This is a genomic window from Mycobacterium sp. ITM-2016-00318, assembly GCF_002968285.2.
Lineage (GTDB): Bacteria > Actinomycetota > Actinomycetes > Mycobacteriales > Mycobacteriaceae > Mycobacterium.
On sequence record NZ_CP134400.1, the window covers coordinates 2023624 to 2050114 of the forward strand.

The 26491-nt window shown below is 67.7% G+C and carries 24 protein-coding genes and 1 pseudogene; 22 read left to right on the forward strand and 3 right to left on the reverse strand.

All coding sequences use genetic code 11. The features are described from left to right. Positions 1-4: 4 nt before the first annotated feature. Together C6A82_RS09765 and C6A82_RS09770 are read left to right on the forward strand one after the other, a co-directional pair. Positions 5-1109: pseudogene (locus C6A82_RS09765) on the forward strand (cystathionine gamma-lyase). A gap of 61 nt (positions 1110-1170) precedes the next feature. Continuing rightward, a complete protein-coding gene (locus C6A82_RS09770; RefSeq protein WP_105341457.1) occupies positions 1171-2298 on the forward strand; it encodes a D-alanine--D-alanine ligase family protein in 1128 nt (375 codons plus the stop codon). On the opposite strand, the gene C6A82_RS09775 is transcribed toward C6A82_RS09770, so the two are convergent. Beyond that, the gene (locus tag C6A82_RS09775; protein WP_105341458.1) at positions 2295-2843 is read right to left on the reverse strand and encodes a DUF3515 domain-containing protein; all 549 of its coding nucleotides are present in this window, start codon (positions 2841-2843) and stop codon (positions 2295-2297) included. The two genes, C6A82_RS09770 and C6A82_RS09775, sit on opposite strands and share 4 nt — an antisense overlap. A gap of 222 nt (positions 2844-3065) precedes the next feature. Here C6A82_RS09775 and C6A82_RS09780 point away from each other — a divergent pair, with 222 nt between their 5' ends. Continuing rightward, positions 3066-4025 carry a thiamine-phosphate kinase gene (locus tag C6A82_RS09780; RefSeq protein WP_311101767.1) on the forward strand — a complete coding sequence of 320 codons (960 nt, stop codon included), beginning with the start codon at positions 3066-3068 and terminating at the stop codon, positions 4023-4025. A 24-nt stretch (positions 4026-4049) separates the two neighbouring features. Further along, positions 4050-4733 carry a uracil-DNA glycosylase gene (locus C6A82_RS09785; protein WP_105341504.1) on the forward strand — a complete coding sequence of 228 codons (684 nt, stop codon included), beginning with the start codon at positions 4050-4052 and terminating at the stop codon, positions 4731-4733. A gap of 67 nt (positions 4734-4800) precedes the next feature. Here the strand turns inward: C6A82_RS09785 and rpmB are convergent, their stop codons facing one another. Next, entirely contained in the window at positions 4801-4995 is a 195-nt protein-coding gene (rpmB, locus tag C6A82_RS09790) for a 50S ribosomal protein L28 (protein WP_105341502.1), read from the reverse strand. A 206-nt stretch (positions 4996-5201) separates the two neighbouring features. Here rpmB and C6A82_RS09795 point away from each other — a divergent pair, with 206 nt between their 5' ends. From C6A82_RS09795 to C6A82_RS09810, 4 genes are read left to right on the forward strand one after another with little or no spacing between them, the layout of a single operon-like run. Continuing rightward, entirely contained in the window at positions 5202-6857 is a 1656-nt protein-coding gene (locus tag C6A82_RS09795; RefSeq protein ID WP_105341499.1) for a DAK2 domain-containing protein, read from the forward strand. Continuing rightward, positions 6857-9064: an ATP-dependent DNA helicase RecG gene (recG, locus tag C6A82_RS09800; RefSeq protein ID WP_311101768.1), complete on the forward strand. Its 2208-nt coding sequence runs from the start codon at positions 6857-6859 to the stop codon at positions 9062-9064. The genes C6A82_RS09795 and recG overlap by 1 nt, the downstream gene beginning before the upstream one ends. After that, a complete protein-coding gene (locus tag C6A82_RS09805; protein WP_105346624.1) occupies positions 9061-9771 on the forward strand; it encodes an HNH endonuclease family protein in 711 nt (236 codons plus the stop codon). Before recG ends, C6A82_RS09805 begins: the two co-directional genes overlap by 4 nt. An 8-nt stretch (positions 9772-9779) precedes the next feature. Next, positions 9780-10256: a lipoprotein LpqH gene (locus tag C6A82_RS09810; RefSeq protein ID WP_105346625.1), complete on the forward strand. Its 477-nt coding sequence runs from the start codon at positions 9780-9782 to the stop codon at positions 10254-10256. A 10-nt stretch (positions 10257-10266) separates the two neighbouring features. Here the strand turns inward: C6A82_RS09810 and C6A82_RS09815 are convergent, their stop codons facing one another. Continuing rightward, entirely contained in the window at positions 10267-11106 is an 840-nt protein-coding gene (locus C6A82_RS09815) for an aldo/keto reductase (RefSeq protein WP_105346627.1), read from the reverse strand. Positions 11107-11295: 189 nt separating this feature from the next. Here C6A82_RS09815 and C6A82_RS09820 point away from each other — a divergent pair, with 189 nt between their 5' ends. The 14 genes from C6A82_RS09820 to smc all read left to right on the forward strand — a co-directional run bounded on the left by C6A82_RS09820 (position 11296) and on the right by smc (position 26466). After that, positions 11296-12390: an alpha/beta hydrolase gene (locus C6A82_RS09820; RefSeq protein ID WP_105346628.1), complete on the forward strand. Its 1095-nt coding sequence runs from the start codon at positions 11296-11298 to the stop codon at positions 12388-12390. Positions 12391-12425: 35 nt separating this feature from the next. Beyond that, the gene (locus C6A82_RS09825) at positions 12426-13205 is read left to right on the forward strand and encodes a thioredoxin domain-containing protein (protein WP_199193843.1); all 780 of its coding nucleotides are present in this window, start codon (positions 12426-12428) and stop codon (positions 13203-13205) included. Next, entirely contained in the window at positions 13202-13849 is a 648-nt protein-coding gene (locus tag C6A82_RS09830) for a vitamin K epoxide reductase family protein (RefSeq protein ID WP_105346630.1), read from the forward strand. Before C6A82_RS09825 ends, C6A82_RS09830 begins: the two co-directional genes overlap by 4 nt. A gap of 34 nt (positions 13850-13883) precedes the next feature. After that, on the forward strand, positions 13884-17267 hold the full coding sequence (locus tag C6A82_RS09835; protein WP_105346631.1) for a pyruvate carboxylase: 3384 nt from the start codon (positions 13884-13886) through the stop codon (positions 17265-17267). Next, a complete protein-coding gene (gene rsmD / locus C6A82_RS09840; protein ID WP_105346633.1) occupies positions 17264-17818 on the forward strand; it encodes a 16S rRNA (guanine(966)-N(2))-methyltransferase RsmD in 555 nt (184 codons plus the stop codon). Before C6A82_RS09835 ends, rsmD begins: the two co-directional genes overlap by 4 nt. A 24-nt stretch (positions 17819-17842) precedes the next feature. Next, entirely contained in the window at positions 17843-18319 is a 477-nt protein-coding gene (gene coaD, locus C6A82_RS09845) for a pantetheine-phosphate adenylyltransferase (protein WP_105346634.1), read from the forward strand. 81 nt (positions 18320-18400) lie between these two features. Then, the gene (locus tag C6A82_RS09850) at positions 18401-18967 is read left to right on the forward strand and encodes a hemerythrin domain-containing protein (protein ID WP_199193844.1); all 567 of its coding nucleotides are present in this window, start codon (positions 18401-18403) and stop codon (positions 18965-18967) included. A 235-nt stretch (positions 18968-19202) separates the two neighbouring features. Beyond that, the gene (gene sepIVA / locus C6A82_RS09855; protein ID WP_105346636.1) at positions 19203-19940 is read left to right on the forward strand and encodes a cell division protein SepIVA; all 738 of its coding nucleotides are present in this window, start codon (positions 19203-19205) and stop codon (positions 19938-19940) included. A 44-nt stretch (positions 19941-19984) separates the two neighbouring features. Continuing rightward, on the forward strand, positions 19985-20536 hold the full coding sequence (locus tag C6A82_RS09860; RefSeq protein ID WP_105346638.1) for a DUF177 domain-containing protein: 552 nt from the start codon (positions 19985-19987) through the stop codon (positions 20534-20536). Beyond that, positions 20533-21237, forward strand: a complete 705-nt coding sequence (rnc, locus tag C6A82_RS09865; protein ID WP_105346639.1) for a ribonuclease III — start codon at positions 20533-20535, stop codon at positions 21235-21237. Before C6A82_RS09860 ends, rnc begins: the two co-directional genes overlap by 4 nt. Continuing rightward, positions 21230-22087, forward strand: coding sequence for a DNA-formamidopyrimidine glycosylase (mutM, locus tag C6A82_RS09870; protein WP_105346641.1), 858 nt, complete (start codon positions 21230-21232; stop codon positions 22085-22087). Before rnc ends, mutM begins: the two co-directional genes overlap by 8 nt. Before the next feature lie 86 nt (positions 22088-22173). Next, the gene (locus C6A82_RS09875; protein WP_105346642.1) at positions 22174-22590 is read left to right on the forward strand and encodes an OsmC family protein; all 417 of its coding nucleotides are present in this window, start codon (positions 22174-22176) and stop codon (positions 22588-22590) included. Next, positions 22574-22858 carry an acylphosphatase gene (locus tag C6A82_RS09880; RefSeq protein ID WP_105346649.1) on the forward strand — a complete coding sequence of 95 codons (285 nt, stop codon included), beginning with the start codon at positions 22574-22576 and terminating at the stop codon, positions 22856-22858. The genes C6A82_RS09875 and C6A82_RS09880 overlap by 17 nt, the downstream gene beginning before the upstream one ends. 26 nt (positions 22859-22884) lie before the next feature. Continuing rightward, the gene (smc, locus tag C6A82_RS09885; protein ID WP_105346650.1) at positions 22885-26466 is read left to right on the forward strand and encodes a chromosome segregation protein SMC; all 3582 of its coding nucleotides are present in this window, start codon (positions 22885-22887) and stop codon (positions 26464-26466) included. Positions 26467-26491 lie beyond the last annotated feature (25 nt).

The following is a 26491-nucleotide window of genomic DNA, read 5'->3' on the forward strand; positions in this document are numbered from 1 at the left end:
CCGCATGTCCGGCTTGTACGGCGACTCGACCAGAAGCGTCAAAGCAACTGGGACTGAAGCGTTGCCGGGAGGACCCATTGCGCAGCCGCCGGTGCTGGCGTCCGCGTATCACATCCCAGCCGACGAAGACGATTCACTCGACAGCTACGGGCGGTATCACAACCCCACGTGGCGCCGACTCGAGTCGGCGCTGGCCGACCTGGAAGGCGCCGCATCGGCGTTGACGTTCGGATCGGGCATGGCGGCGATCACGTCGGTGCTGCGGGCGATCGTCAAGCCGCGCTCCACCGTCGTCGTGCCCGCCGACGGTTACTACCAGGTTCGCCGCTATGCAACCGAATACCTTGCACCGCACGGAACTACAGTGATCGAGGCGACGTGCGCCGACATCATCGACGCTGCATCGAACGCCGACGTGGTGCTCGCGGAAACACCGTCGAAATCCGGGCCTGGACGTCGTCGACCTGCACAGGCTCGCGCTGAACTGCCGTGAGCGCGGCGCGCTCCTTGTCGTCGACAACACCACCGCGACACCGCTGGGGCAACAACCGTTGTCGCTCGGCGCTGATCTCGTGGTGGCCAGCGCCACCAAATCGCTTTCGGGTCATCACGATCTGCTCGCAGGCTACGTGGCGGGCAGTCACGCGGATCAGATGGCAGCCATCGAGCATGAACGTCGGCTGGCCGGCCCCATCCTCGGCGCGTTCGAGGCGTGGCTTGTGTTGCGAAGTATCGGCACGGCGGGTCTGCGGTACGAGCGTCAGTGTCAGAACGCCCTCGCGATGGCGCTGGCGCTGCGCGCCCATCCCGCCGTGCGGTCGGTGCGCTACCCGGGGCTGCCCGATGACCCGTCGCACCAGGTGGCGAACCGGCAGATGAAGCGATTCGGCGGAATCGTGGCGATCGAACTGTCCGACGCCGCCGCCGTTCATGCGTTGGCGCAGAACAGCAACCTACTGGTGTCCTCGACGAGCTTTGGCGGCATCCACAGTTCGATCGATCGCCGGGCGCGCTGGGGCGATCCGGTCGGTGAGGGCTTCGCACGCATCTCCGCGGGGATCGAGGACACCGAGGATCTCGTCGCCGATATCGAGCAGGCGCTGCGCTGACGAGCCGGGTCGCAACGGTAGATCGTGTGGGTTTCGGCTGGGGCGGTAGCCTCTTTAGGTTGTGACTGCCCGCCACCAGCCCGGCTCAGCCGGTCGCGTCCGTGTCGCCGTCGTGTACGGCGGACGCAGCTCTGAGCACGCGATCTCCTGCGTTTCCGCGGGTAGCATCTTGCGCCACCTCGATCCCGAGCGCTTCGAAGTGGTGGCTGTGGGCATCACGCCGGGCGGGTCGTGGGTGCTGACCAACGCGGAGCCGGACACCCTCGCGATTGCCGACGGTCGATTGCCTGAGGTCAGCGGTGCTTCGGGGACGGCGCTCGCTCTTCCCGCCGACGGCCGAGGCGGTCAGCTGCTGTCACTGAGTCAGGGCGCCCCAGGAGCGCTGTTGGCGTCGGTCGACGTCGTTTTTCCTGTGCTGCACGGGCCCTACGGGGAGGACGGCACCATCCAAGGGCTCCTCGAACTGGCCGGCGTGCCGTATGTCGGCGCCGGGGTGCTGGCCAGCGCGGCGGGGATGGACAAGGAGTTCACCAAGAAGCTGCTGGCGGCCGACGGGCTGCCCATCGGTGATCATGTGGTGCTGCGGCCACAGAACGAGTCTCTGCAATTGGAGGATCGTGAACGCCTCGGGTTGCCGGTCTTCGTCAAGCCCGCCCGCGGCGGGTCGTCGATCGGGGTCAACCGGGTCACGGCATGGGATGAGTTGCCCGCCGCGATCGCCGATGCACGCACACACGATCCAAAGGTGATCGTCGAAGCGGCCGTGCCCGGACGCGAACTGGAGTGTGGCGTACTGGAACTACCCGACGGCAGGATCGAGGCGAGCACGGTCGGCGAGATCCGCGTGGCCGGCGTGCGGGGACGTGAGGACGGCTTCTACGACTTCGCTACCAAGTACCTCGAAGACGCCGCCGAACTCGACGTGCCCGCCAAGGTCGACGACGACATCGCCGACGAAGTACGGCGGTTGGCGATCCGGGCGTTCCGCGCGATCGACTGCCAGGGCCTGGCCCGCGTCGACTTCTTCCTTACCGATGACGGCCCGGTCGTCAACGAGATCAACACCATGCCCGGGTTCACCACGATCTCGATGTATCCGAGGATGTGGGCGGCCAGCGGCGTCGATTACCCGACCCTGCTGGCGGCGATGGTGGACACCGCGCTGGCCCGGGGCACCGGACTGCGCTAGCGGGCGGGCGCCGGATCGACCGGCCTGGCAGGCATCGCGCTCGAGATCGCCTGCGAGATCTCCTGGATGGGTGTCGGACCCGAACCGCTGGGCAGTGTCAGGGCTATATATACGGGGCGGTCAACGGCGAACCAGGTGCTCCTGTCCGCCTCGGTCAGCTCGAACCACGCCACGGGTTCGACGACCTGGGTGGGCACACCCACGACGAAGTCCAGCGGACGGTCGAGTCCGCAGCGAAGAATCACCGGATCGGTGTCCCACTCGGCCCGCCATGCGGCGGTGCCCGGCGGTGCCGGTTCGGCCGCAGGCGCGCGCCGGTAGTCGCCGAGATGGTCGGGCAGTGCTGCCATCAACGCCGTGCATTCGGCACTTCCCGCCTGCGGCGCGGGCACCGTCGCGATGGGGACCGGTTCCTGCTGGGTCGGGGTCTGCCGCAGCACCGCGACAACCAGCACGGCGACGATCGCAGCGACCGCTATTGCGATCGCGGCGATCAGGAGTGCGCGCGGCGGCCCGTCCGGGCCGTCGTCGGCTGGCGATGCCACAAGGGCAACTCTAAGGTCGCGATCCGGCGACCTGCTGAACGCGGCGCGGCCAGTTGCTTGACGACCTCGGCGCGGCACTGGATCAGCATGAAAGCATCGACCACCCGGTATCTCCTCTACTTCGCTGCATAGACTCCACGCCGCAGGGACCAAAATTGCTCGGTGTTCAGCGCACGCCCGACGAGAGCCAGCGTGAGCATCGCAGCACAGTGAGGAGGTGCCGTGGCCACCGAGGAGCCCGCGGAGAGTCTGGCGGGCCTCGGCGAGTTCACCGTCATCGATCGCCTGGTTGCCGGCCGTGATCAGCCCGCGGTGGTCACCGTCGGCCCCGGCGACGACGCCGCCGTGGTCACCGCGGCCGACGGCAGGACCGTGGTGTCCACCGACATGCTGGTGGAGGGCAGGCATTTCAGGCTGGACTGGTCGTCGCCGCATGACGTCGGCCGGAAGGCGATCGCGCAGAACGCGGCGGACATCGAAGCCATGGGCGCGGCGGCGACCGCTTTCGTGGTGGCGTTCGGTGCGCCAGGAGACACGCCTGCCGCGCACACGGTCGAACTGGCCGACGGGATGTGGGAAGAGGCTCGCAAGCTCGGCGCGGGGGTCGTCGGCGGCGATCTGGTCAGCGCCCCGCAGTGGGTGATCTCGGTGACGGTGCTTGGCGCCCTTGGTGAGCGCGCACCGGTGCTGCGTTCGGGCGCGCGGGTGGGCGACACCCTGGCCCTCGCGGGGACGCTCGGTCGGTCTGCTGCGGGATATCACTTGTGGCAGAACACAATCGACGGGTTCGAGGACCTGCGCCGCGTGCACCTGACACCCGAGCCGCCATACGGTCATGGGCGTATCGCCGCGGACGGCGGCGCGACGGCGATGACGGATGTCTCCGACGGCCTCGTCGCGGATCTGAGCCATATCGCCCAGGCGTCGGGAGTCGGTGTCAACGTGTCGACCGCGGCGTTGGCCGCCGACCGCGAGGCGCTGTCGGAGGCCGCGGAAGCGGTAGGGGTCGACGCGTGGACGTGGGTGCTTGGTGGCGGTGAAGACCATGCGTTGGTCGCGACGTTCCACGGCGTTCCGCCCAAGGGATGGCGGCCCATCGGCACGGTCATCGACGCTCCGTCGCGGGTGCTGGTCGACGGCGAGACGTGGCCGGGAAGCCCGGGCTGGCAGTCCTACGACTGAGCTGAGCGGCTAGGTTCATCTCCTGTGACTGCACGGCCGTTGAACGAGTTGGTCGAAATGGGTTGGGCGCAGGCGCTCGAGCCGGTGGGCGCCCAGGTCGCGCAGATGGGAGAGTTTCTGCGGGCGGAGATCGCGTCGGGTAACGGCTATCTACCGGCCGGCCAGAACGTGTTGCGGGCGTTCACCTTTCCGTTCGATCGGGTGCGGGTTCTGATCGTCGGGCAGGACCCGTACCCCACGCCGGGGCACGCGGTGGGCCTCAGCTTCTCGGTCGCCCCGGATGTTCGGCCGCTGCCACGCAGCCTCGACAACATCTTCGCCGAGTACCGCAAGGACCTCGGCTATCCGGCGCCTGCCACCGGGGACCTCACGCCATGGTGCGAGCGCGGGGTGACGCTGCTCAACAGGGTGCTCACCGTTAGGCCAGGCGCTCCGGCGTCGCACAGGGGCAAGGGCTGGGAAGCCGTCACCGAATGCGCGATTCGGGCGTTGGTGGCGCGCTCGAAGCCGTTGGTCGCGGTGCTGTGGGGACGTGACGCGTCGACGCTCAAGCCGATGCTCGAAGGCAGCGACTGCGTCGCGATCGAGTCGGCGCATCCGTCGCCGCTGTCGGCGTCGAGGGGATTCTTCGGGTCGCGGCCGTTCAGCCGCGCCAACGAGCTGCTCGAGCAGATGGGCGCCGAACCGATCGATTGGCGGCTGCCCTAGCTGCCGAGATCGACGTTGTGGCGGGTTCTTCTCACACAGATCCGCCCAAATGTCGGTTTGGGCGTTTTCAGCCGCGGGTGACCTTGCCGGCCTTGATGCAGGACGTGCAGACGTTGATGCGCTTCTTGTTGCCGCCGGGACGGGTCACGGCGCGCACGCTCTGGATGTTCGGGTCCCACCGACGGCTGGTCCGGCGATGGGAGTGCGAGACCGACTTGCCGAAGCCGGGGCCCTTCCCGCAGATATCGCAGACGGCAGCCATTCGAGAACTCCTTGGATCAGTGCTTCGGGGGTCTATTCATATCCGACCCAACAACCTGACCAGGATACCGGGCGGCAAAGAGAACGCCAAAACGCTGTCCACCGGCGGGCGACCGGGCCTGTCGATGTGGCAGGCGTTGTCCGGCGCAGTCGATAGGCTGGCGCCCACCGGGGGTCCCCTTGGTCCGGGAGGGAGGTGGGTGACCGATGGCCGAGCATGGTCGACGGCTGGACGCGTCCGGCCTGCGCGAATGGGCCCACACCTCGGTCGGCGACCTCATCACGCACACCGACGAGATCAACCGGCTGAACGTCTTCCCCGTCGCCGATGCGGACACCGGCACCAACATGCTGTTCACCATGCGCGCGGCCTGGGCACAGGCGGACGCACACTCCGGAGAAAGTGGCGTTGCCGAAGTGGCCGCCGCGCTCGCCGACGGTGCGCTGAACGGCGCCAGAGGCAACTCCGGGGTGATTCTCTCGCAGATCCTGCGCGGCCTGGCCGACGTCACCGCGGAGGCCGCCGCCGATCGCCGAGGCGAGCTCGCCGACATCGACGGCGCCATCCTGGCCGCGGCGCTGCGCCATGCGGTCGGGCTTGTGGTGGCGTCGATGGGCGAGTCGGTGCCCGGCACCATCCTGTCGGTGCTGCAGGCGGCCGCCGAAGCCGCAGAGGGCGCCGTCTCAGGCGCCGCCGACCTCGGTGGTGTGGTGTCGGCCGCGTCGGATGCGGCGGTGATCGCGCTCGACAAAACCACCGAGCAACTCGCTGTGCTCACCGATGCGGGCGTGGTGGATGCGGGCGGTCGCGGTCTGCTGGTGCTGCTGGATGCCCTCGCCAAGACGGTGTCCGGTCGCGCGCCCGCCCGCCAGGAGTACGTGCCCGCCCCGCCGCACGTCGAGACCGCCCTTGCCGCACCGGGTCCGCGGTTCGAGGTGATGTACCTGCTGAGCGACTGTCGCCCCGACGGGGTGGAGCGCCTCCGACAGCGGCTCGACGAGATCGGTGGCTCGGTCGCGATCGCGGCGTCGGGGTCCGACGGCGTTGGGCGCTACTCGGTGCACGTGCATGCCGACGATGCAGGCGGCGCCGTCGAGGCTGCGCTGCCGTTCGGCGTGCTCAGCCGAATCCAGATCACCGCACTCACCGGTGGCTCCGCCGCGCATGCGCCCGGCGGCTGGACTCGCGAGCGTGCGGTGCTGGCGGTCGTCGACGGGAACGGCGCCGCCGAGCTCTTCGCCGGCGAAGGAGCCCATGTTCTGCGACCTGATCCGGACGCCACGGACCCCGCGACGGCGGTGACCGCCAAGGAGCTGCTGCGCGGACTCGTCGACGCGGGCGCAGCCCAGATCATGGTGCTGCCCAACGGATTCGTGGCCGCAGAGGAGTTGGTTGCGGGCTGCACCGCGGCGATCGGCTGGGGTATCGACGTGGTTCCAGTGCCTGCGGGCTCGATGGTGCAGGGCTTGGCGGCGCTTGCCGTGCACGACGCCGACCGGCAGGCCGTCGACGACGGTTACACCATGGCGCGCGCCGCGGCAGGCGCCCGCCACGGCTCGGTGCGGGTCGCCACCGAGGAGGCGCTGACGTGGGCAGGCACTTGCCGGCCAGGGGACGGCCTCGGCATCGCCGGTGACGAAGTGCTGATCGTCGCCGATGACCTCACCGCCGCGGGCGCCGGGATGATCGACCTGCTTCTCGTCGCAGGCGGCGAGCTGGTGACCGTGCTCAGTGGCGCAGGCGTGGAGCCGGCTGTGGGCGAAGCGCTTCAGCGACATGTGCACAACGAGCATCTGGGCATCGAGTTGGTGACGTATGCGACAGGCCATCGCGGTGACGCACTGCTGATCGGGGTGGAGTAGTGGTCGCGCTCTCTGACCGGCTCGAATTCGTCCTCGGCGCCAAGGCGGCCGGTCAGCTCGAGCAACACTTCGGAATTCGCACCGTGAACGACCTCGTGCGGCACTATCCGCGCAGGTACGAAACGGGGTCGACGGTGTACACGGATGATGACGAACCCCCGGAGGAAGGCGAGCACATCACCTTCGTCGACACCATCACGAAATACGAACTGAAACTGACGAATCGCACGCCGAAGCGCGAGTACCTCGTCATCACGCTCGGACACCGCAGACCCAAGGTGACCGCGACGTTCTTCAACGTCAAGTACATCAAGAGGAGCCTGAAAGAGGGCCTGCGCGTGATGCTGTCCGGCGAGGTCGGATACTTCAAGGGCACAATGCAATTGACCCATCCGGCCTTTTTGATCCTGGACTCCGGCAAGGGCTCCAAGTCGTTGGCGAAGATCGCCGAAACGTCGAGAGACACCAGCGGCGAGCTTCTGCTCGAAGGATTCGCGCGTGACTTCTTTCCGATCTATCCGGCCAGTGCCAAGATGCAGAGCTGGGACATCTACGCCTGCGTGCGCCAAGTGCTCGACGTGCTCGATCCCATCACCGATCCGCTCCCGGAATCATCCCTGCGGCCGCGTGATCTGATGTCCGAGGACGAGGCACTGCGCGCCATTCACCTGTCGGAGAACGAATCCGAGCGGAACAAGGCCGTCGAGCGCCTCACTCACGACGAGGCGCTCGGGCTGCAGTGGGCACTGGTGACGCGCCGAAACAGTGAACTCGGCGGATCTGGTCCGTGTGCCGCAAGGAAAGACGACGGCCTACTCGCGGCGCTGATGAAGCAGCTGCCGTTCGAACTGACAGCGGGGCAGAAGGAGGTGCTCGAAACGCTGTCGGCCGAACTTCAAGAAACCCGCCCCATGAACCGGATGCTGCAGGGAGAGGTCGGCTCGGGAAAGACCATCGTGTCGGTGCTGGCCATGCTCCAGATGGTCGACGCCGGCTATCAGTGCGCGCTGCTCGCCCCGACGGAAGTGCTCGCCGCCCAACATGCCCGCTCGGTGCGCGACGTTCTCGGCCCCCTGGCGATGGCGGGTCAGCTCGGCGGTGTCGAGAACGCCACCCGGGTGGCGCTGCTGACCGGATCCATGACGGCACAGCAGAAGAAGCAGGTTCGCGACGAGGTCGCCTCGGGTGAGGCGGGCATCGTGATCGGCACGCACGCCCTCCTCCAGGACACCGTCGACTTCCACAAGCTGGGCATGGTCGTGGTCGACGAGCAACACCGGTTCGGAGTCGAACAGCGAGATCGGCTGCGCGCCAAGGCACCAGCAGGCCTGACGCCGCATCTTCTGGTGATGACCGCCACCCCCATTCCTCGCACGGTGGCCCTGACCGTCTACGGCGACCTCGAGACGTCGACGCTGCGCGAACTGCCACGCGGTCGTCAACCGATCACCACCAACACGATCTTCATCGCGGATAAACCGAGATGGCTGGACCGCGCTTGGACGCGCATCATCGAGGAAGTGCGGGCCGGCAGGCAGGCCTACATCGTCGCTTCGCGCATCGACGAGAACGACAAGAAGACTGGCGGCGAGGACGCCGGGCCGCCTGCGACCACAGTGGTCGAACTGCTCGAGCATCTTCGCCGCGGCCCGCTGGCGGGCCTGCGGTTGGGGCTGATGCACGGAAAGCTGCCCGCCGACGAGAAGGATGCGGTGATGGCCGCGTTCCGCGCGGGCGAGATCGATGTCCTGGTGTGCACCACCGTCATCGAGGTGGGCGTCGACGTCCCCAACGCCACGGTGATGTTCGTGATGGATGCCGACCGGTTCGGCATCAGTCAGCTGCATCAGCTACGCGGGCGCATCGGTCGCGGCGAACACGCCAGCCTGTGTCTTCTGGCAACCAGGCTGCCGGAGGGCTCCAAGGCGGGTGAGCGGCTGACGGCGGTGGCGGGCACGCTGGACGGCTTCGAGCTTGCCGATCTCGACCTCGCGGAGCGCCGTGAGGGCGATGTGCTTGGCTACAGTCAGTCGGGCCGCGCGATCACGCTGCGCTTCCTTTCTCTCCTGGAGCATCGCGAGATCATCGAAGAGGCGCGCGCCTTCTGCCAGTCGCACTACGACAAGGCCTCCGCAGATCCCGCAATGGCTCTGCTGGCAGCCCAATTCACCGATACCGAGCGCGTCGAGTACCTGGACAAGACATGAGTGGCAAGCGGTTGGCGTATCTCGCCCTTGCGGTCATGCTGGCCGTTGCAGTGGCATGCCAGACCGTCGCCTCGGCGAGCCAGCGCGCGGCGCTGTTCGTCGCACAGTCCGATGTGCCCAGGGTCGCCGCAGGCGTCGACGTCCTGGCCGGAATGGCGCAGATACCGCGGCGCACACGGGTATTCGATTATCGCAGGGTCGCCTTCGGCGACTCATGGACCGACGACAACCCGGCTCCCGGCGGACACAACGGGTGCGACACCCGCAATGACATCCTGGACCGCGACCTCGTCGAAAAAACCTACGTGTCGATCAAGCGGTGCCCCAACGCCGTTGCCGCCGGTACGCTGCACGACCCGTACACCAATGAGGTCGTCGTGTTCACGCGCGGCAACCGAATCGGCGCATCGGTGCAGATCGACCACCTCGTTCCGTTGGCGCTCGCATGGGATCTCGGTGCCCGCGACTGGCCCGAGGGCCTGCGCGTGCGGTTCGCCAACGATCCGGCGAACTTGCTCGCCGTGGCGGGGGAGCCCAATCAGGACAAGAGCGATTCCGAGCCCGCGCTGTGGATGCCGCCCAACGAGGCGTTCCGCTGCCAGTACGCCGTGCAGTTCATCGCCGTCCTGCGCGGCTACGATCTGCCCATCGATGTGGCTTCGGCGAGGGTGCTGCGCGACGCTGCGGCGACCTGCCCGACGAGCTGAAAGTCACCATGCCTGCGCGCAATCCGATGCGGCGAAGCGCTGCGATCGTCGTCGGCGGCCTCATCGTCGTGGCACCGGTGGGTTGCTCGTCGTCGGAGTCGCGCGACGACGCGGCCCCGAACCCGGCCAGGATCGTTGTCGAGGGGCAGACCCGAACCGTCGACGGCACGACGGTCTGTATGGACGGGCCGACGGGTGAGGTGTCCATCGAGCTGGATCCGCCGGGGACCGCTCCCGGTGCGACGAGCCCGAACCCCATCGTGGTTCTGGACCTGACCCCGAAGGGTGCTGCGCCGTCGGTCTCGCTGCTGGCGATCAATCTGCCTGATGTCGCGCTTTCGGCGGGGCGCTACCGGACCTCCGGAGTGCCGACGGCGACGAAGGCGGGGAACACGTACACGGTCAAGGGGCAGGCGACCGTGGTCGGAACGCCGCCCGAGCGACCGGTGTACAAGTCTTTCGAGCTCGAGATCACCTGCCCCTAGGCGGCCAAGCCTAAGTGCCGGTGTAGGTCTCGGGGTCCGGGCGGAACCGGGTGCCGTCGTCGAGCCCGTTGAGCGTGGCCATCTCGTCGTCGGTCAGCTCGAAGTCGAACACCTCGAGGTTCGACCTCACCCGTTCCGGCGACGACGAACGCGGGATCACGACGTTGCCCAATTGGATGCTCCACCGGATCAGTGCCTGCGCAGGCGTCTTGCCGTGCGCCTCGGCGATGGACACGATCGTCGGATTGTCCAGCAGCCGACCCACTCCCAACGGGCCGTAGGCCTCGGTGACCACGCCGCGGCTCTCGTTGACCGCGCGCAACTCGGCCTGGTTCAGCAGGGGGTGCAGCTCGATCTGATTGACGACGGGGGCCACGAAGGACAGGTCGACGATGTTCGACAGGTGTTCCTCGTTGAAGTTGGCGACGCCGATCGAACGGGTGAGCCCCGCGCCCTGGCTGGACATCAGCCCACCCCAGCTGTCGACGTACTTCCCCTGTTCGCCGGCGGGCCAGTGAATCAGGTACAGGTCGACGTAGTCCAGACCGAGCCGCTCCAGGCTCTCCTTGAGCGCATCCTGCGATGACTGGAAACCTTGGTCGGAGGTGGCCAGCTTGGTGGTGACGAACAATTCGGAGCGCGGCACACCGGAGGACGCGATCGCCCGGCCCACCGCGGCCTCATTGCCGTACGCGGACGCCGTGTCGATGAGGCGGTAGCCCGCCTCGAGCGCAGCCGACACCGACTCCTCGGTCTCGGCATCCGACAGCTCGCCGACGCCGAGACCGATCACCGGCATCGTGTTGTCGTCGTTCAGAGTGACCGAAGGAATCGCAGCCGCCGACGTCATGTCACCTATCCCTGCCTAGTTGACTGGAGTTGGTGGTACCGAAAGACCACCGACTTCGCCGATGACTATATTGCCGAGCCGGATACGCCACCTAATCAGTACCTGGACTGGCATTTCGCCCGATGTCCGACAATGGTGTTTCACGCGGCAGTTGTCGCATTCGTGATCAGCCGTCGACGAGGAGAAGCCATGGCTGCAGCTGATCCGGCGGTCCGGCCCGACTTCAGGGACAGATTGCAGAAGGTCGTTGGCGCACCGACAATGCAGGCCATTTCCCGGATGCCCGACCGCGCCAAACGGGTGCTGCTGCGGGGCCGCTCGATATCCATCGACGGCAAGACGCTGGACACCACCCTGCAGCTCGTGCTGGCCTCGTCCCGGGTTGCGGGCCGGGAGGGGCTGATACTCAGCAAGGATCCGGCGACCGCGCGCGCCCGCCTCGACGCCACGGCGTCGAGGTTCCCACGGGTGCATGCCGACGTCACCACGTCGGACGTCTCGATACCGGGACCTGGTGGAGACATTCCAGCGGTGCACATCCGCCCGACGACGAGCGGCGGCGATCACGCGCCGCTGCTGGTCTACTTCCACGGCGGCGGTTTCGTCGTCGGCGGTTATCCGACGCACGGCAACCTCTGTGAGGTCATCTCTGCCCGCGCGGACATCCATGTGCTGTTCGTCGACTACCGGCTCGCACCCGAGCACAAGGCGCCCGCAGCGGCCGAAGACGCGTACGCCGCCTATCGGTGGGCTTGCGACCACGCCGCCGATCTTTCGGCCGACGCGGGCCGGGTCGCGGTCGGCGGAGACAGCGCGGGCGGCAACCTGGCCGCGGTGGTGACACAGCGCGCCCGCAACGAGAGTGCACCGCTTCCTTTCATGCAGCTGCTTCTCTACCCGATGTGCGACTTCACCGCCCACACACGCTCGATGGATCTCTTCGCCGACGGCTTCTTCCTGCGTCGCTGGGACATGGACTTCTGCCATGAGCAGTACGTCGGCGGCTCCGGTGTCGATCCGTCCGATCCGCAGGTCTCGCCTCTGCTGGCCTCCGATCTCTCCGGGCTGCCGCCCGCCCTGCTCGTGACCGCGGGCTTCGATCCGCTGCTGGATCAGGACCGCCAATTCGCGGCCGCCCTGTCATCGGCCGGTGTCGCGGTCGACATGCTCGAGTTCGGTTCGATGATCCACGCCTTTCCCAACTTCTTCGGGCTGGGCGGCGGCGCGGCGGTGGCGACCGATGACATCATCGCGGCCCTGCGTGCGCATCTGCACCGGAGCTGACGAGCCGGCGAGACCTCGCCGGTACCCTTGACCCCGTGGCCACGAAATCCAAGAAGACCAGCTACGACCTCAACGCCGCCGACCGCAGGCGCAACATGCTGATTCAGATTGGTCTGACCGCGGTCGTCGTGCTCCTCGGCGTCGGGCTGGTGCTCTACATCGTCATGGGTGCCGACAAGAAGCCGGAGTCAGGCGAGGCCAAATCGATCCGAGTGACGTCGAGCAAGCTCATCACCAAAGAGGGGACCTCCGAACCGAAGGCGGTGCTGGGGCTGTACGAGGACTTCCTCTGCCCCGCATGCGGCAACTTCGAGAAGGAGTATGGCCGGACGGTGAGCAACCTGATCGACAGCGGTGCCGTGGCCGCCGACTACTACATGGTGTCCATCCTCGATCGCGCAGGCGACGGCTACTCGTCGCGGGCGTCGAACGCGGCCTACTGCGTGGCCGACGAGTCTAAGGACGCGTTTCGCCGCTTCCACGCCGCCCTGTACGCCCAGCAGCCGGAAGAGAACGTCGGGCCGTTCCCCGACAACGAGACTCTGATCAAGACCGCCCGCCTGGCCGGCGCGGGAGGTGGCGTGCCTGACTGCATCAGCAAGGGCCGCTACGAGGAGATGGCGCAGGGCTTGGCCTCGGCGACCGGCGTCAACTCGACTCCGTCCATCCGCATCAACGGTGCGGACTACGAGCTCAAGTCGCCCGAGGACCTTGTGAACAAGATCAAGGAGATCGTCGGGGACGTGCCCGGCCTGGTGGCCGCTTCCCCTAATCCGGATCCAAAGCAACCGCCGGCGCCGCCGGCCGCGCCATGACCGTCACCGCCGACAGCTCGGCCGAGTCCGCCGACCGCCCGGCCGAACCCGCCGTCGACGACGCGAGGCCGGGCGTCGAGGTGGGGCGCGCCAGCGCGCTGTGGGTGCTGATCGCCGGGGTGCTCGGACTGACCGCCGCGATCACACTGACGGTGGAGAAGATCGAAATACTGATCAATCCCGACTATGTGCCTTCTTGCAGCATCAACCCGGTGCTGTCCTGCGGTTCGGTGATGATCACCCCGCAGGCCTCGGCGTTCGGCTTCCCGAACCCGCTCATCGGCGTCGTGTCGTTCGCCGTCGTGGTGGTCACCGGTGTGCTTGCGATCGCGAAGGTCAGGCTGCCGCGGTGGTATTGGGGTGGGCTGGCCGTTGGCACGCTGCTCGGCGTCGCGTTCATCCACTGGCTGATCTTTCAGAGCCTGTACCGCATCGGCGCGCTGTGCCCGTACTGCATGGTGGTCTGGGCGGTCACCGTCCCGCTGTTCGTCGTGGTGGCTGCCATCGCGCTGCAGCCGCGCCTGGAGTACGGGGTGGCGCGCTTCGTCCACCAATGGCGCTGGTCGTTGGTGACGCTCTGGTTCACGGCGTTGACCCTGATGATCCTGGTGCGGTTCTGGAACTACTGGTCGACCCTGGTCTAGTCGGTGCGCCCCTGGATGGCGTTAGGGTTCCTTGGTGATCTCCAAAATCCTGGTGGCCAACCGCGGCGAGATCGCGATCCGTGCGTTTCGTGCCGCTTACGAGATGGGCATCACCACCGTCGCGGTCTACCCCTACGAGGATCGCAACTCCCAGCACCGGCTGAAGGCCGACGAGTCCTACCAGATCGGGGAGACGGGCCATCCGGTCCGCGCCTATCTCTCGGTCGACGAGATCATCAGGGTGGCCAGGCAGGCGGGGTGCGACGCCGTCTACCCCGGGTACGGCTTTCTGTCGGAGAACCCCGACCTGGCCGCGGCGTGCGCCGAGGCGGGGATCACGTTCGTCGGGCCGGGTTCCGACGTGTTGGAGCTGACGGGCAACAAGGCGCGCGCGATCGCGGCCGCACGGGCGGCGGGACTGCCTGTGCTGACGTCATCGGAGCCGTCGGCGTCTGTCGACGAACTCGTCGCCGCGTCGTCGAGCATGGACTTCCCGTTGTTCGTCAAGGCGGTGTCCGGTGGCGGTGGCCGCGGGATGCGCAGGGTGACCGACGCCGATGCGCTGCCGGAGGCCATCGAGGCGGCCAGCCGCGAGGCGGAGTCGGCGTTCGGCGACCCGATGGTGTATCTCGAGCAGGCCGTACTCAACCCGCGCCACATCGAGGTGCAGATCCTTGCCGATACGCACGGGAACGTGATGCACCTCTTCGAACGCGACTGCAGTCTGCAGCGACGCCACCAGAAGGTCATCGAGCTGGCGCCGGCGCCCAACCTCCCCGAGGAGCTGCGCGAGCGGATCTGTTCGGACGCAGTCTCATTCGCGCGCGAGATCAACTACTCGTATGCCGGAACGGTTGAGTTCCTTCTCGACGAGCGCGGCCATCACGTCTTCATCGAGATGAACCCTCGGATCCAGGTGGAACACACTGTCACCGAGGAGATCACCGACGTCGACCTGGTCGCCTCCCAGATGCGCATCGCCGACGGCGAAACCCTCGAGCAGCTGGGCTTGTCGCAGGACGAGCTCGTGGTGCACGGAGCGGCGATGCAATGTCGGATCACCACCGAGGATCCAGCCAACGGCTTCCGGCCCGATACCGGCCGCATCACCGGATACCGCTCACCCGGCGGTGCGGGTATCCGGCTGGACGGCGGCACCAACCTCGGCGCCGAGATCAGCGCGCACTTCGATTCGATGCTGGTCAAGCTCACCTGCCGGGGCCGGGATTTCTCCGCGGCCATCGCGCGCGCCCGCCGCGCGCTGGCCGAGTTCCGGATCAGGGGAGTGTCGACCAATATCCCGTTCTTGATGGCCGTGGTCAACGACCCCGATTTCCGGGCGGGACGGATCACCACGTCGTTCATCGACGAGCGACCGTATCTCTTGACCGCGCGCACACCAGCCGACCGCGGCACCAAGATCCTGAACTACCTCGCCGAAGTGACGGTGAACCAACCGCACGGCCCGCGGCCCTCGACGATCTACCCGCAGGACAAGCTGCCCCCCATCGATCTCACGGCGCCTGCTCAGTCGGGTAGCAAGCAGCGCCTCGTGGAGCTCGGCCCGGAGGGGTTCGCCCGTTGGATGCGCGACTCCGCGGCCGTCGGCGTCACCGACACCACGTTCCGCGACGCACACCAGTCGCTGCTGGCGACGCGGCTGCGCACCAACGGGCTGGTGACGGTGGCGCCCTACGTCGCGCGCATGATGCCGCAGCTCCTGTCGGTCGAATGCTGGGGTGGCGCGACTTACGATGTGGCCCTTCGTTTTCTGAAGGAAGACCCCTGGGAGCGGCTGGCCGCGTTGCGGGAAGCGATGCCCAACATCTGTCTGCAGATGCTGCTGCGCGGGCGAAACACCGTCGGCTACACGCCGTATCCGGAGCTCGTCACGAAGGCGTTCGTCGAGGAGGCTACCGCGACGGGCATCGACATCTACCGCATCTTCGATGCGCTCAACAACGTCGAATCGATGCGCCCTGCGATCGACGCGGTTCGCGAAACGGGCACGGGCATCGCCGAAGTCGCGATGAGCTACACCGGCGACCTGTCCGATCCCGGCGAAAGTCTGTACACGCTGGACTACTACCTGAAGCTGGCCGAGCAGATCGTCGATGCGGGCGCACACGTGTTGGCGATCAAGGACATGGCGGGATTGCTGCGCCCGCAGGCTGCTTCGGCGTTGGTGTCGGCCCTGCGTTCGCGGTTCGAGCTGCCCCTGCACGTGCACACCCACGACACTCCCGGTGGTCAGCTGGCCACCTATCTGTCGGCGTGGCAGGCCGGGGCGAGCGCGGTCGACGGCGCCGCAGCGCCGTTGGCGGGCACCACCAGCCAGCCCGCACTGAGCTCGATCGTGGCGGCCGCCTCGCACACCGAATACGACACAGGGCTGTCGCTGGCCGCGGTCTGTGAGCTCGAGCCGTACTGGGAAGCTCTGCGAAAGGTGTACGCGCCCTTCGAGTCTGGATTGCCCGCGCCGACGGGCCGGGTGTATCGCCACGAGATTCCGGGCGGTCAGCTGTCCAACCTGCGCCAGCAGGCCATCGCGCTCGGACTGGGGGATCGGTTCGAGGACGTGGAGAACGCGTACGCCGGATCAGATCGCGTTCTCGGTCGGTTGGTGAAGGTGACCCCGTCGTCGAAGGTGGTCGGCGACCTCGCGCTGTCGCTGGTCGGTGCGGGTGTGACGGCGGACGAGTTCGCCGCCGACCCGGCCCGGTTCGACATCCCCGACTCCGTCATCGAGTTCCTGCGCGGCGAACTGGGCGACCCGCCAGGCGGCTGGCCGGAACCGTTGCGCACCAAGGCACTTGCCGGGCGGCCGCCTGCCAAGCCGGCCAAGGAGCTCACGCCCGATAACGAGGCCGCGCTCGCGTCGGCAGGGCCCGAACGGCAGGCCGAACTCAACAGATTGCTGTTCCCCGCCCCGACAAAGGAATTCGACGCCCACCGAGACCAGTACGGCGACACCTCGAGCCTGTCGGCCAACCAGTTCTTCTACGGGTTACGCCCCGGCGACGAGCACCGCGTCCGGCTCGAACGCGGCGTCGAACTGTTGATCGGGCTCGAAGCGATCTCCGAGCCTGACGAACGCGGCATGCGCACCGTGATGTGCATCCTCAACGGCCAGCTGCGCCCGGTCCTGGTGCGTGACCGCAGCATCGCCAGCGACATCCCGACCGCCGAGAAGGCCGACCGGACCAATCCCGACCACGTCGCGGCGCCGTTCGCGGGTGTCGTCACCGTGTCGGTCGCCGACGGCGACAAGGTGGACGCGGGCCAGACCGTCGCCACCATCGAGGCGATGAAGATGGAGGCCGCCATTACCGCACCAAGGGCAGGCACCGTCAGCCGTATCGCCGTGTCGCACACCGCCCAGGTCGAGGGCGGTGACCTCCTGGTGGTGGTCAGCTGACCCGCATCGTTGCAGGCGCCTTCGGCGGACGGCGGATCGCAGTGCCGCCGCGCGGCACCCGCCCCACCACCGACCGGGTGCGCGAAGCGCTGTTCAACGTGCTGGCCGCCCGCTTCGCCCTGCAGGGCGCCGCCGTGCTCGACCTGTATGCGGGCTCCGGTGCGCTGGGGCTCGAAGCGCTGTCGCGCGGTGCGCAAACGGCGGTCTTCGTCGAATCCGACCAGCGGGCCGCGGCGGTGATCGGCCAGAACATCAAGGCGCTCGGCGTCGGAGGAGCCACACTGCGCCGCGGGTCGGTCGCGTCGGTGCTGACCGCGGGCACCGAAACCCCATTCGACCTCGTTTTCGCCGATCCGCCGTACGACATCGGCGACGCGGAGGTGAACGAGGTGCTCGTCGCCCTGACCGATCGCGGGTGGACCGCGCGGGGCAGCGTCGCGGTCGTCGAGCGCGGCGCCTCAGGACCAGGCCTCGGCTGGCCGGACGGCTGGACGCCGTGGCAGACCCGCCGCTACGGCGACACCCGCCTCGAGCTGGCCGAGAGGACCTGAGCTGCCCTGATAGCGTCGGTCCTCATGAGCGGCGCGGTATGCCCGGGATCCTTCGACCCGGTGACCCTCGGGCACGTCGACATCTTGGAGCGCGCGGCGGCTCAGTTCGACGAGGTCGTGGTGGCCGTGCTGGTCAATCCGAACAAGAAGGGCATGTTCGACGTCGACGAGCGGATCGCGATGATCGACGAGTCGACGGCGCATCTGCCCAACCTGCGCGCGGAGTCCGGCCAGGGGCTGGTCGTCGACTTCGTGAAGACCCGCGGATTGACCGCGATCATCAAGGGCCTGCGCACCGGCACCGACTTCGAATACGAATTGCAGATGGCGCAGATGAACAAGCACATCGCAGGCGTGGACACCTTTTTCGTCGCGACCACGCCGCGGTATTCGTTCGTCTCGTCGTCACTGGCCAAGGAAGTCGCCTTGCTGGGCGGGGACGTTTCGGAGTTGCTGCCTGAGCCGGTGAACGCCCGCCTGCGAAACAAACTAAAGGGTTAATAACCGACGACCTCGGGTAGCCAGGGGATGGCGCGACAGCCCATCAGCGCCCAACCCCAATACATATCGGAGGTATTTCCTATGGTCGAGACATTCGTGCAATCGACCGACGACGCTGTCCAGTTCCTGACTGACCAGCACAATCTGATCAAGGACTTGTTCGAAGAGGTGCTTTCCGCCTCCAGCGACGAGGCACGTGACAAGGCGTTCACCGAATTGCGGCAGCTGCTCGCGGTGCACGAGACCGCCGAAGAGATGGTGATCCACCCGCGGGCCCGCCACGAGCTGAGCGACGGCGACGCCATCGTCGACGCCAGGCTCGCCGAGGAGCACGAGGCCAAGGAGCAGTTGTCGAAGCTGGAGAAGATGGACATCGGATCCAAGGAGTTCATCACCGAATTGACTCAATTCCGCGATGCCGTCGTTGATCACGCCGAGCACGAGGAATCCGAGGAATTCGGCAAGTTGGAGCGCAAGCTCAGTTCCGACGACCTCGAACGGATGGCCAAGGCATTGCAGGCCGCGCAGGCGATCGCCCCGACGCGGCCGCATGCCGGCGTGGAGTCGGCGAAGCTGAATTTCGCGGTCGGCCCGTTCGCGTCGATGCTCGACAGGGCGCGGGATCTGATCAAGGCTGCGACCGGATAACGGATTCGACGCCCACGGCGAAGACCGTCCGCCGGTTGCGGGCGGTCTTTGCATGTGCCGATATGCCGTCGGCGCCACCCTTGACATAATGTCGTCGGAACGTAGTCAGCCAAAAGTTGACCTGGCCTGGGACGGGACCCGCGAAACCCGACCGGCGACACACCGGCGGCGGTAGTGAGTCACAGGGATAACACCAGGCACACTGGTAACAACAACTACGCCTGGAGGGTGTGCCGTGTACCGAGTATTTGAAGCGCTCGATGAGTTGGGCGGAATCGTGGAAGAAGCCCGCGGCGTCCCGATGACGGCAGGCTGCGTGGTGCCCCGCGGCGACGTGCTCGAGCTGATCGACGACATCAAGGACGCGATCCCCGGCGAGCTCGACGACGCCCAGGATGTTTTGGACGCCCGCGACCAGCTGCTCAACGAGGCCAAGGAGCACTCCGGCTCGATGGTCGCGACGGCCCACGCAGAGGCCGACTCCATGCTCAACCACGCCCGTACCGAGGCCGACCGGCTGCTGGCCGACGCGAAATCTCAGGCCGACCGCATGGTCGCCGAGGCGCGGCAGCACAGCGAGCGGATGGTCGGGGAGGCCCGCGAAGAGGCGGCCCGCGTCAGCGCAACGGCCAAGCGCGAATACGAGGCCAGCGCAGGCCGCGCCAAGGCCGAGGCCGACCGCCTGATCGAAAACGGCAATCTCTCCTATGAGAGGGCCGTCCAGGAAGGCATCAAGGAGCAGCAGCGCCTCGTGTCGCAGACCGAGATCGTGCAGTCGGCGACAGCCGAGGCCACCCGCCTCATCGACACCGCTCACGCCGAGGCCGACCGGCTGCGCGGCGAGTGCGACATCTACGTCGACAGCAAGCTCGCGGAATTCGAGGAGTTCCTCAACGGAACCCTGCGTTCGGTGGGCCGCGGCCGCCATCAGCTGCGCACCGCTGCGGGCACGCACGACTACGCCACCCGCTGACCACCGCGGCTACCCGCGGGAAGGCTCGCCGTACGATCTACAGAATGGCGACGAAGAATTCCCGCTCGCCGCTGGTGATCAACATCTCCCGACTCGGCCGTCGGCCCGGGTCGATGATGACCGTCAACGAGACGGTGCCAAGCCCGGCGCGCATCGGTGTCGAGCTGGCGGCGATCGACGAAGGCGCGCCCCTCGAGTTGGACCTGCGGATCGAATCGGTGTCGGAAGGCGCCCTGGTCACCGGAACGGTGTCGGCGCCGACCACGGGCGAGTGCGCCCGCTGCCTGACCCCGGTGCCGGGCCACGTCGACATCGACCTGACCGAGCTGTTCGCCTATCCCGACAGCACCACGGAGGCGACCACCGACGCCGATGAGGTGGGACACGTCGTCAGCGACTCCATTGACCTCGAACAGCCGATCATCGACGCCGTCGGCCTCGCGCTGCCGTTCTCGCCGCTCTGCGGGCCGGATTGCCAAGGGCTGTGCCCGGATTGCGGAATCCCGATGGCGACCGCCGAGCCCGGGCACGCGCACGAGAAGATCGATCCGCGTTGGGCGAAGCTGTCTTCGATGCTGGAGACCGACGACAAGTGACGGGCGATCGCGCTGCACTGCTGGCCGCGCTCGGGGTCGAGCTTCCCGATGAGCTGCTCACCATGGCGCTGACGCACCGCAGCTACTCCTACGAGAACGGTGGACTGCCCACCAACGAGCGACTCGAGTTCCTCGGCGATGCCGTCCTCGGGCTGACGATCACCGAAGAGCTCTATCACCGCCATCCCGACCGCTCCGAGGGCGACCTCGCCAAGCTGCGTGCGAGCATCGTCAACACCCAGGCGCTGGCGGACGTGGGTCGCACGTTGTCCGACGGGGGCCTCGGTGCGCACCTGCTTCTGGGCAAGGGGGAGGAGAACTCCGGTGGCGCGGACAAGTCGAGCATCCTGGCCGACGGCGTCGAATCCCTGCTCGGCGCAATATATGTCGAACACGGCCTGGCGGTTGTGCGCGAGGTGATCCTGCGGTTGTTTCACTCGCTGATCGAGACGGCGCCGACGCTCGGTGCGGGGCTGGACTGGAAGAGCAGCCTGCAGGAGTTGACCGCCGCACGCAGCATGGGCGCGCCGTCGTACATGGTCACCGCCACCGGCCCCGACCACGACAAGGAGTTCACCGCGACGGTCGTCGTGATGAACACCGAATACGGCAGGGGCGTCGGCCGCACCAAGAAGGAAGCCGAGTTGAAGGCCGCCGCCGCAGCGTGGACGGCGCTGTCCGCCTCGAACGTCGATGCCTGAACTGCCCGAGGTCGAGGTCGTTCGGCGGGGGCTCGAAGCGCACGTGACGGGTAAGACCATCACCGGCGTGCGGGTGCACCATCTGCGGGCCGTTCGACGGCACGAGGCAGGCCCCGCCGACCTGGCCGCTCGACTGCTGAACACCACCATCACCGGCACCGGCAGGCGCGGCAAGTACCTGTGGCTCACGCTCGACGACGGCTCAGCGCTGGTGGTCCATCTCGGTATGAGTGGGCAGATGCTGCTCGGCCCCGTGCCCAACGAGGGGCACCTGAGGATCGCGACGCTGCTCGACGACGGCACCGCGCTCAGCTTCGTCGACCAGCGCACGTTCGGCGGCTGGCTGCTGGCCGACCTTGTCACCGTCGACGGCGCCGACGTACCGGTACCCGTCGCCCACATCGCCCGCGATCCGCTGGACCCGGACTTCAACCGCGACGGCGTCGTCACGGTGTTGCGCCGCAAGCACTCCGAGATCAAACGCCAGCTGCTCGACCAGACCGTGGTGTCGGGTATCGGCAACATCTACGCCGACGAGGCGCTGTGGCGGGCCAAGGTCAACGGCGCCCGGCTGGCGTCGTCACTGCCTCGCAAGAAACTCGCCGAACTGCTCGACACCGCGGCCGAGGTGATGACCGAGGCGCTCGGTAAGGGCGGCACGTCGTTCGACTCGTTGTACGTGAACGTCAACGGCGAGTCCGGTTACTTCGACCGCTCGCTGGACGCCTACGGCCGTGAGGGCGAGCCGTGCAGACGCTGCGGTGCGGTGATGCGGCGCGAGAGCTTCATGAACCGCTCGTCGTTCTACTGCCCGCGGTGCCAACCCCGCCCGCGGGTTCGCCGGGCATAAATACGCGCGAGAGTGCATGCAAGCAGGCCGACACTCGCACTTCCTCTGCTGGAATGCAGTTTCGCGGATAGTTGTAGAAATAAGCCATGACGGAACTGTGGGTCGAGCGCACCGGTGTGCGCCGCTACGTCGGGCGCAGCGCGCGGGGCGCGGAGGTGCTCGTCGGCGGCGAGGACGTCGAGGGTGTGTTCACCCCCGGCGAGCTCATGAAGATCGCGCTCGCCGCCTGCAGCGGCATGGCCAGCGATCTCCCGCTGCAGCGCCGGCTGGGCGAGGACTACGCGACGACGATCAGGGTCTCGGGCGTTGCCGACCGCGAACAGGAGCGCTACCCGCACCTCGACGAGCGCATGGAACTCGACCTGTCGGCGCTATCTGACGAGGAGCGGGCGCGGGTACTCACGGTCGTACAACGTGCGATCGACCAGGTCTGCACGGTCGGTCGCACCCTCAAATCCGGGACTCAAGTGACATTTGAGGTTAGTGATGCAGGAGTTAGCTGAGGTACGGCTGACCGCATGGGTGCACGGCCACGTGCAGGGGGTCGGATTTCGGTGGTGGACCCGGTCTCGGGCCCTCGAACTGGGGCTGACCGGGTTTGCGTCGAACAGGCCCGACGGGCGTGTCCAGGTCGTCGCGCAAGGCCCTCGCGATACGTGTCAGCGGCTGCTTGACCTGCTGGAAAGCGGAAACACTCCCGGCCGCGTCGCCAAAGTTGTCGCCGAGTGGACAGAAGTCGGCGACGCGATGACCGGCTTCACCGAGCGTTAGCCCCTCCGGCTGTAGTGTGGCCCATCGTGCACCTCAAGAGTCTGACGCTGAAGGGCTTCAAGTCCTTTGCCTCGCCGACGACTCTGCGCTTCGAACCGGGCATCACATGCGTCGTCGGACCCAACGGCTCGGGCAAGTCGAACGTGGTCGACGCGCTCACCTGGGTGATGGGCGAGCAGGGTGCCAAGACGCTGCGCGGCGGCAAGATGGAAGACGTCATCTTCGCAGGCACGTCGTCGCGGCCGCCGCTGGGCCGCGCCGAGGTCACCGTGACCATCGACAACTCCGACAATTCGCTGCCGATCGAGTACTCCGAGGTGTCGATCACCCGCCGGATGTTCCGCGACGGCGGCAGCGAGTACGAGATCAACGGCAGCAGTTGCCGTTTGATGGACGTACAGGAACTGCTCAGCGACTCCGGCATCGGCAGGGAGATGCACGTCATCGTCGGGCAGGGCAAGCTCTCGGAGATCCTGGAGTCGCGGCCGGAGGACCGACGGGCCTTCATTGAAGAGGCCGCGGGTGTCCTCAAGCACCGGAAACGCAAAGAGAAGGCCGTCCGCAAGCTCGACTCGATGTCGGCCAACCTTGCGCGGCTGACCGACCTCACCACCGAATTGCGCCGTCAGCTCAAACCGCTCGGCAGACAGGCCGAGATGGCGCGCCGCGCCCAGACCATCCAAGCCGATCTACGCGATGCCCGGCTCCGGCTCGCGGCGGACGATTTGGTCAGCCGCAGAGGCGAATTCGACAACACCAACCAGGCCGAGGCGGCGCTGCGCCGCGAGCACGACGAGATGACCGCCCGGCTGCAGACCGCCACCGTCGAGCTCGACGCGCACGAAAGCGCGGTGGCCGGGCTCAGCGAGCGCGCCGAGGCCGCCCAGCAGAGCTGGTTCCGATTGTCGGCGCTCGCCGAGCGGGTCAGCGCGACCGTACGCATCGCCAGCGAACGCGCCCAGCACCTCGACACCGAGCAGGAGGTGTCAAGCGGAGCCGATCCCGACGCGCTAGAGGCCGAGGCCGACGAGGTGGCCGCGCACGAACGTCGGCTGCAGTCCGAGCTGGCGCACTCCCGCGAGCGGCTGACCGCGGCACGCGACGAGCTGGCCGAACGCGACCGCGTCGCCGCCGAGGCCGAGCGCGCCCATCTGGCGGCGGTGCGTGCCGAAGCCGACCGCCGCGAGGGCCTGGCCCGGTTGGCCGGCCAGGTGGACACCATGCGCACCCGGGTCGAGTCCATCGACGAGACCGTGGCCCGCCTCAGCGAGAACATCGAGGAGTCGGGCACCCGCGCGCAGCAGGCGAAGGCCGATTTCGAGACGGTGCAGAGCCGCGTCGGCGAACTCGACGCGGGCGAGGTCGGCCTCGACGATCAGCACGACCGGAGCGTGACCGCGCTGCGGCTGGCCGACGAACGCGTGGCCGAACTGCAAGCCGGTGAACGCAGCGCCGAACGGCACGTCGCCTCGCTGCGCGCCCGCATCGACGCCCTCTCGGTCGGCCTAGACCGCAAGGACGGCGCCGCTTGGCTGCAGCGAAACCTCTCCGGCGCAGGCCTTTTCGGCTCACTGGCAAGCCTCGTCAAGGTGCGGCCCGGCTGCGAGGCGGCCGTCGCGGCCGTGCTCGGGGCCGCCGCGGACGCCGTGGCAGCCGAAAGCTTCGGAGCCGCCCGCTCCGCCGTCGCAGCACTCAAGGCGTCCGACGGCGGCCGCGCGGCGATCGTGCTGGGCGACTGGCCCGTTCAGGCGCCACCGCCGACGCCCCCGCCGGAGGGGGCGCAGTGGGCGACCGATCTGGTCGACATGCCGTCTCGGCTGCGCGGTGCGCTGACCGCGATGCTGTCCGGCGTCGCGGTGGTAGACGATCTGCCCGCTGCACTGGACCTGGTGGCGGCCCGTCCGGAGCTGCGGGCGGTCACCGTCGACGGCGACCTCGTCGGCGCCGGTTGGGTCAGCGGCGGCTCGGATCGCAAACCCAGCACGCTCGAGCTCACCTCGGAGGTGGAGAAGGCCCGCACCGAGCTGGCACAGGCCGAGAACCAGGTCAACGAGCTCAGCGCCGCGCTGGCCGGTGCGCTGGCCGAGCAGAAAGCCCGTCAGGACGCCGCCGAGCAGGCGCTGGCCGCGCTGAACGAGTCCGACGCCGCGATCTCGGCGATCTACGAACAGCTCGGCAGGCTCGGCCAGGAGGCCCGCACGGCCGACGAGGAGTGGCAGCGGCTGATCCGCCAACGCGACGACCTGGAGTCCGGCCGGGTGCAGACCGTCGAGGAGCTGGCCGCGCTCGAGCAGCGGCTGCACAACGCCGAGCAGGCGCCGCTGGTGGATTCGGCGCCCGCCGACCGGCAGCAGACCGTCGCGGCGGCCGAGGCCGCCCGCGCCGCGGAGGTGGAGGCCAGGCTTTCGGTTCGCACCGCTGAAGAACGCGCGAATGCCGTTCGGGGACGGGCGGATTCGCTGCGCCGAGCGGCCACCGCCGAACGCGAGGCCAGGTTGCGGGCCCAGCGTGCTCGCGAAGCCCGTGAACACGCCGCGGCTGTCGCGGCAGCGGTCGCCGAGTCGGGACGCCATCTCGCGAACCGACTGCACTCGACGGTGACCGTCGCGTCCCGCCGACGTGACGAGCTGGTCAGCGAGCGCCATCAACGCATCGAGGCACTGGCCGGAGTTCGCGAGCAGGTCACCGAATTGACCACGAAGATCGCCGCCGTCACCGAGGCGCTGCACCGCGACGAGGTCGCCAAAGCCCAAGCCGCACTTCGGATCGAACAGCTCGAACAGCAGGTCCTCGAGCAGTTCGGGATGGCGACCGCCGACCTCATCGCCGAATACGGACCCGACGTTGCGCTACCGCCAACGGAGTTGGAGATGGCCGAGTACGAGCAGGCCCGCGAGCGGGGCGAGCAGGTCACCGCGCCCGCGCCGATGCCCTTCGACCGGCCGACCCAGGAGCGACGCGCCAAAAAAGCCGAACGGGAACTCAACGAGCTCGGCCGCGTCAACCCGTTGGCGCTCGAGGAGTTCGCCGCATTGGAGGAGCGCTACAACTTCCTGTCCACCCAGCTGGAGGACGTCAAGGGCGCGAGGAAGGATCTGCTCGACGTCATCTCCGACGTCGACACCCGCATCCTGCAGGTGTTCACCGAAGCCTTCATCGACGTGGAACGTGAGTTCACCCAAGTGTTTTCGACGCTGTTCCCCGGCGGCGAGGGCAGGCTGCTGCTCACCGACCCCAATGACATGTTGACCACCGGTATCGAGGTCGAGGCCCGGCCGCCGGGCAAGAAGATCAAGCGGCTCTCGCTGCTCTCCGGTGGAGAGAAGTCGCTGACGGCGGTCGCGATGCTGGTCGCGATCTTCCGGGCAAGGCCGTCGCCGTTCTACGTGATGGACGAGGTCGAGGCGGCGCTGGACGACGCCAACCTGCGCCGCCTGATCTCGCTGTTCGAGCAGCTACGGGAACGTTCGCAGCTGATCGTCATCACCCACCAGAAGCCGACGATGGAGGTCGCCGACGCGCTCTACGGCGTCACGATGCGCGATGACGGCATCACCGCGGTGATTTCGCAGCGCATGCGGGGACAGGAACTGGTCACCGCGGGCTGAGGGACCATGCCGAGATCGACGTTTC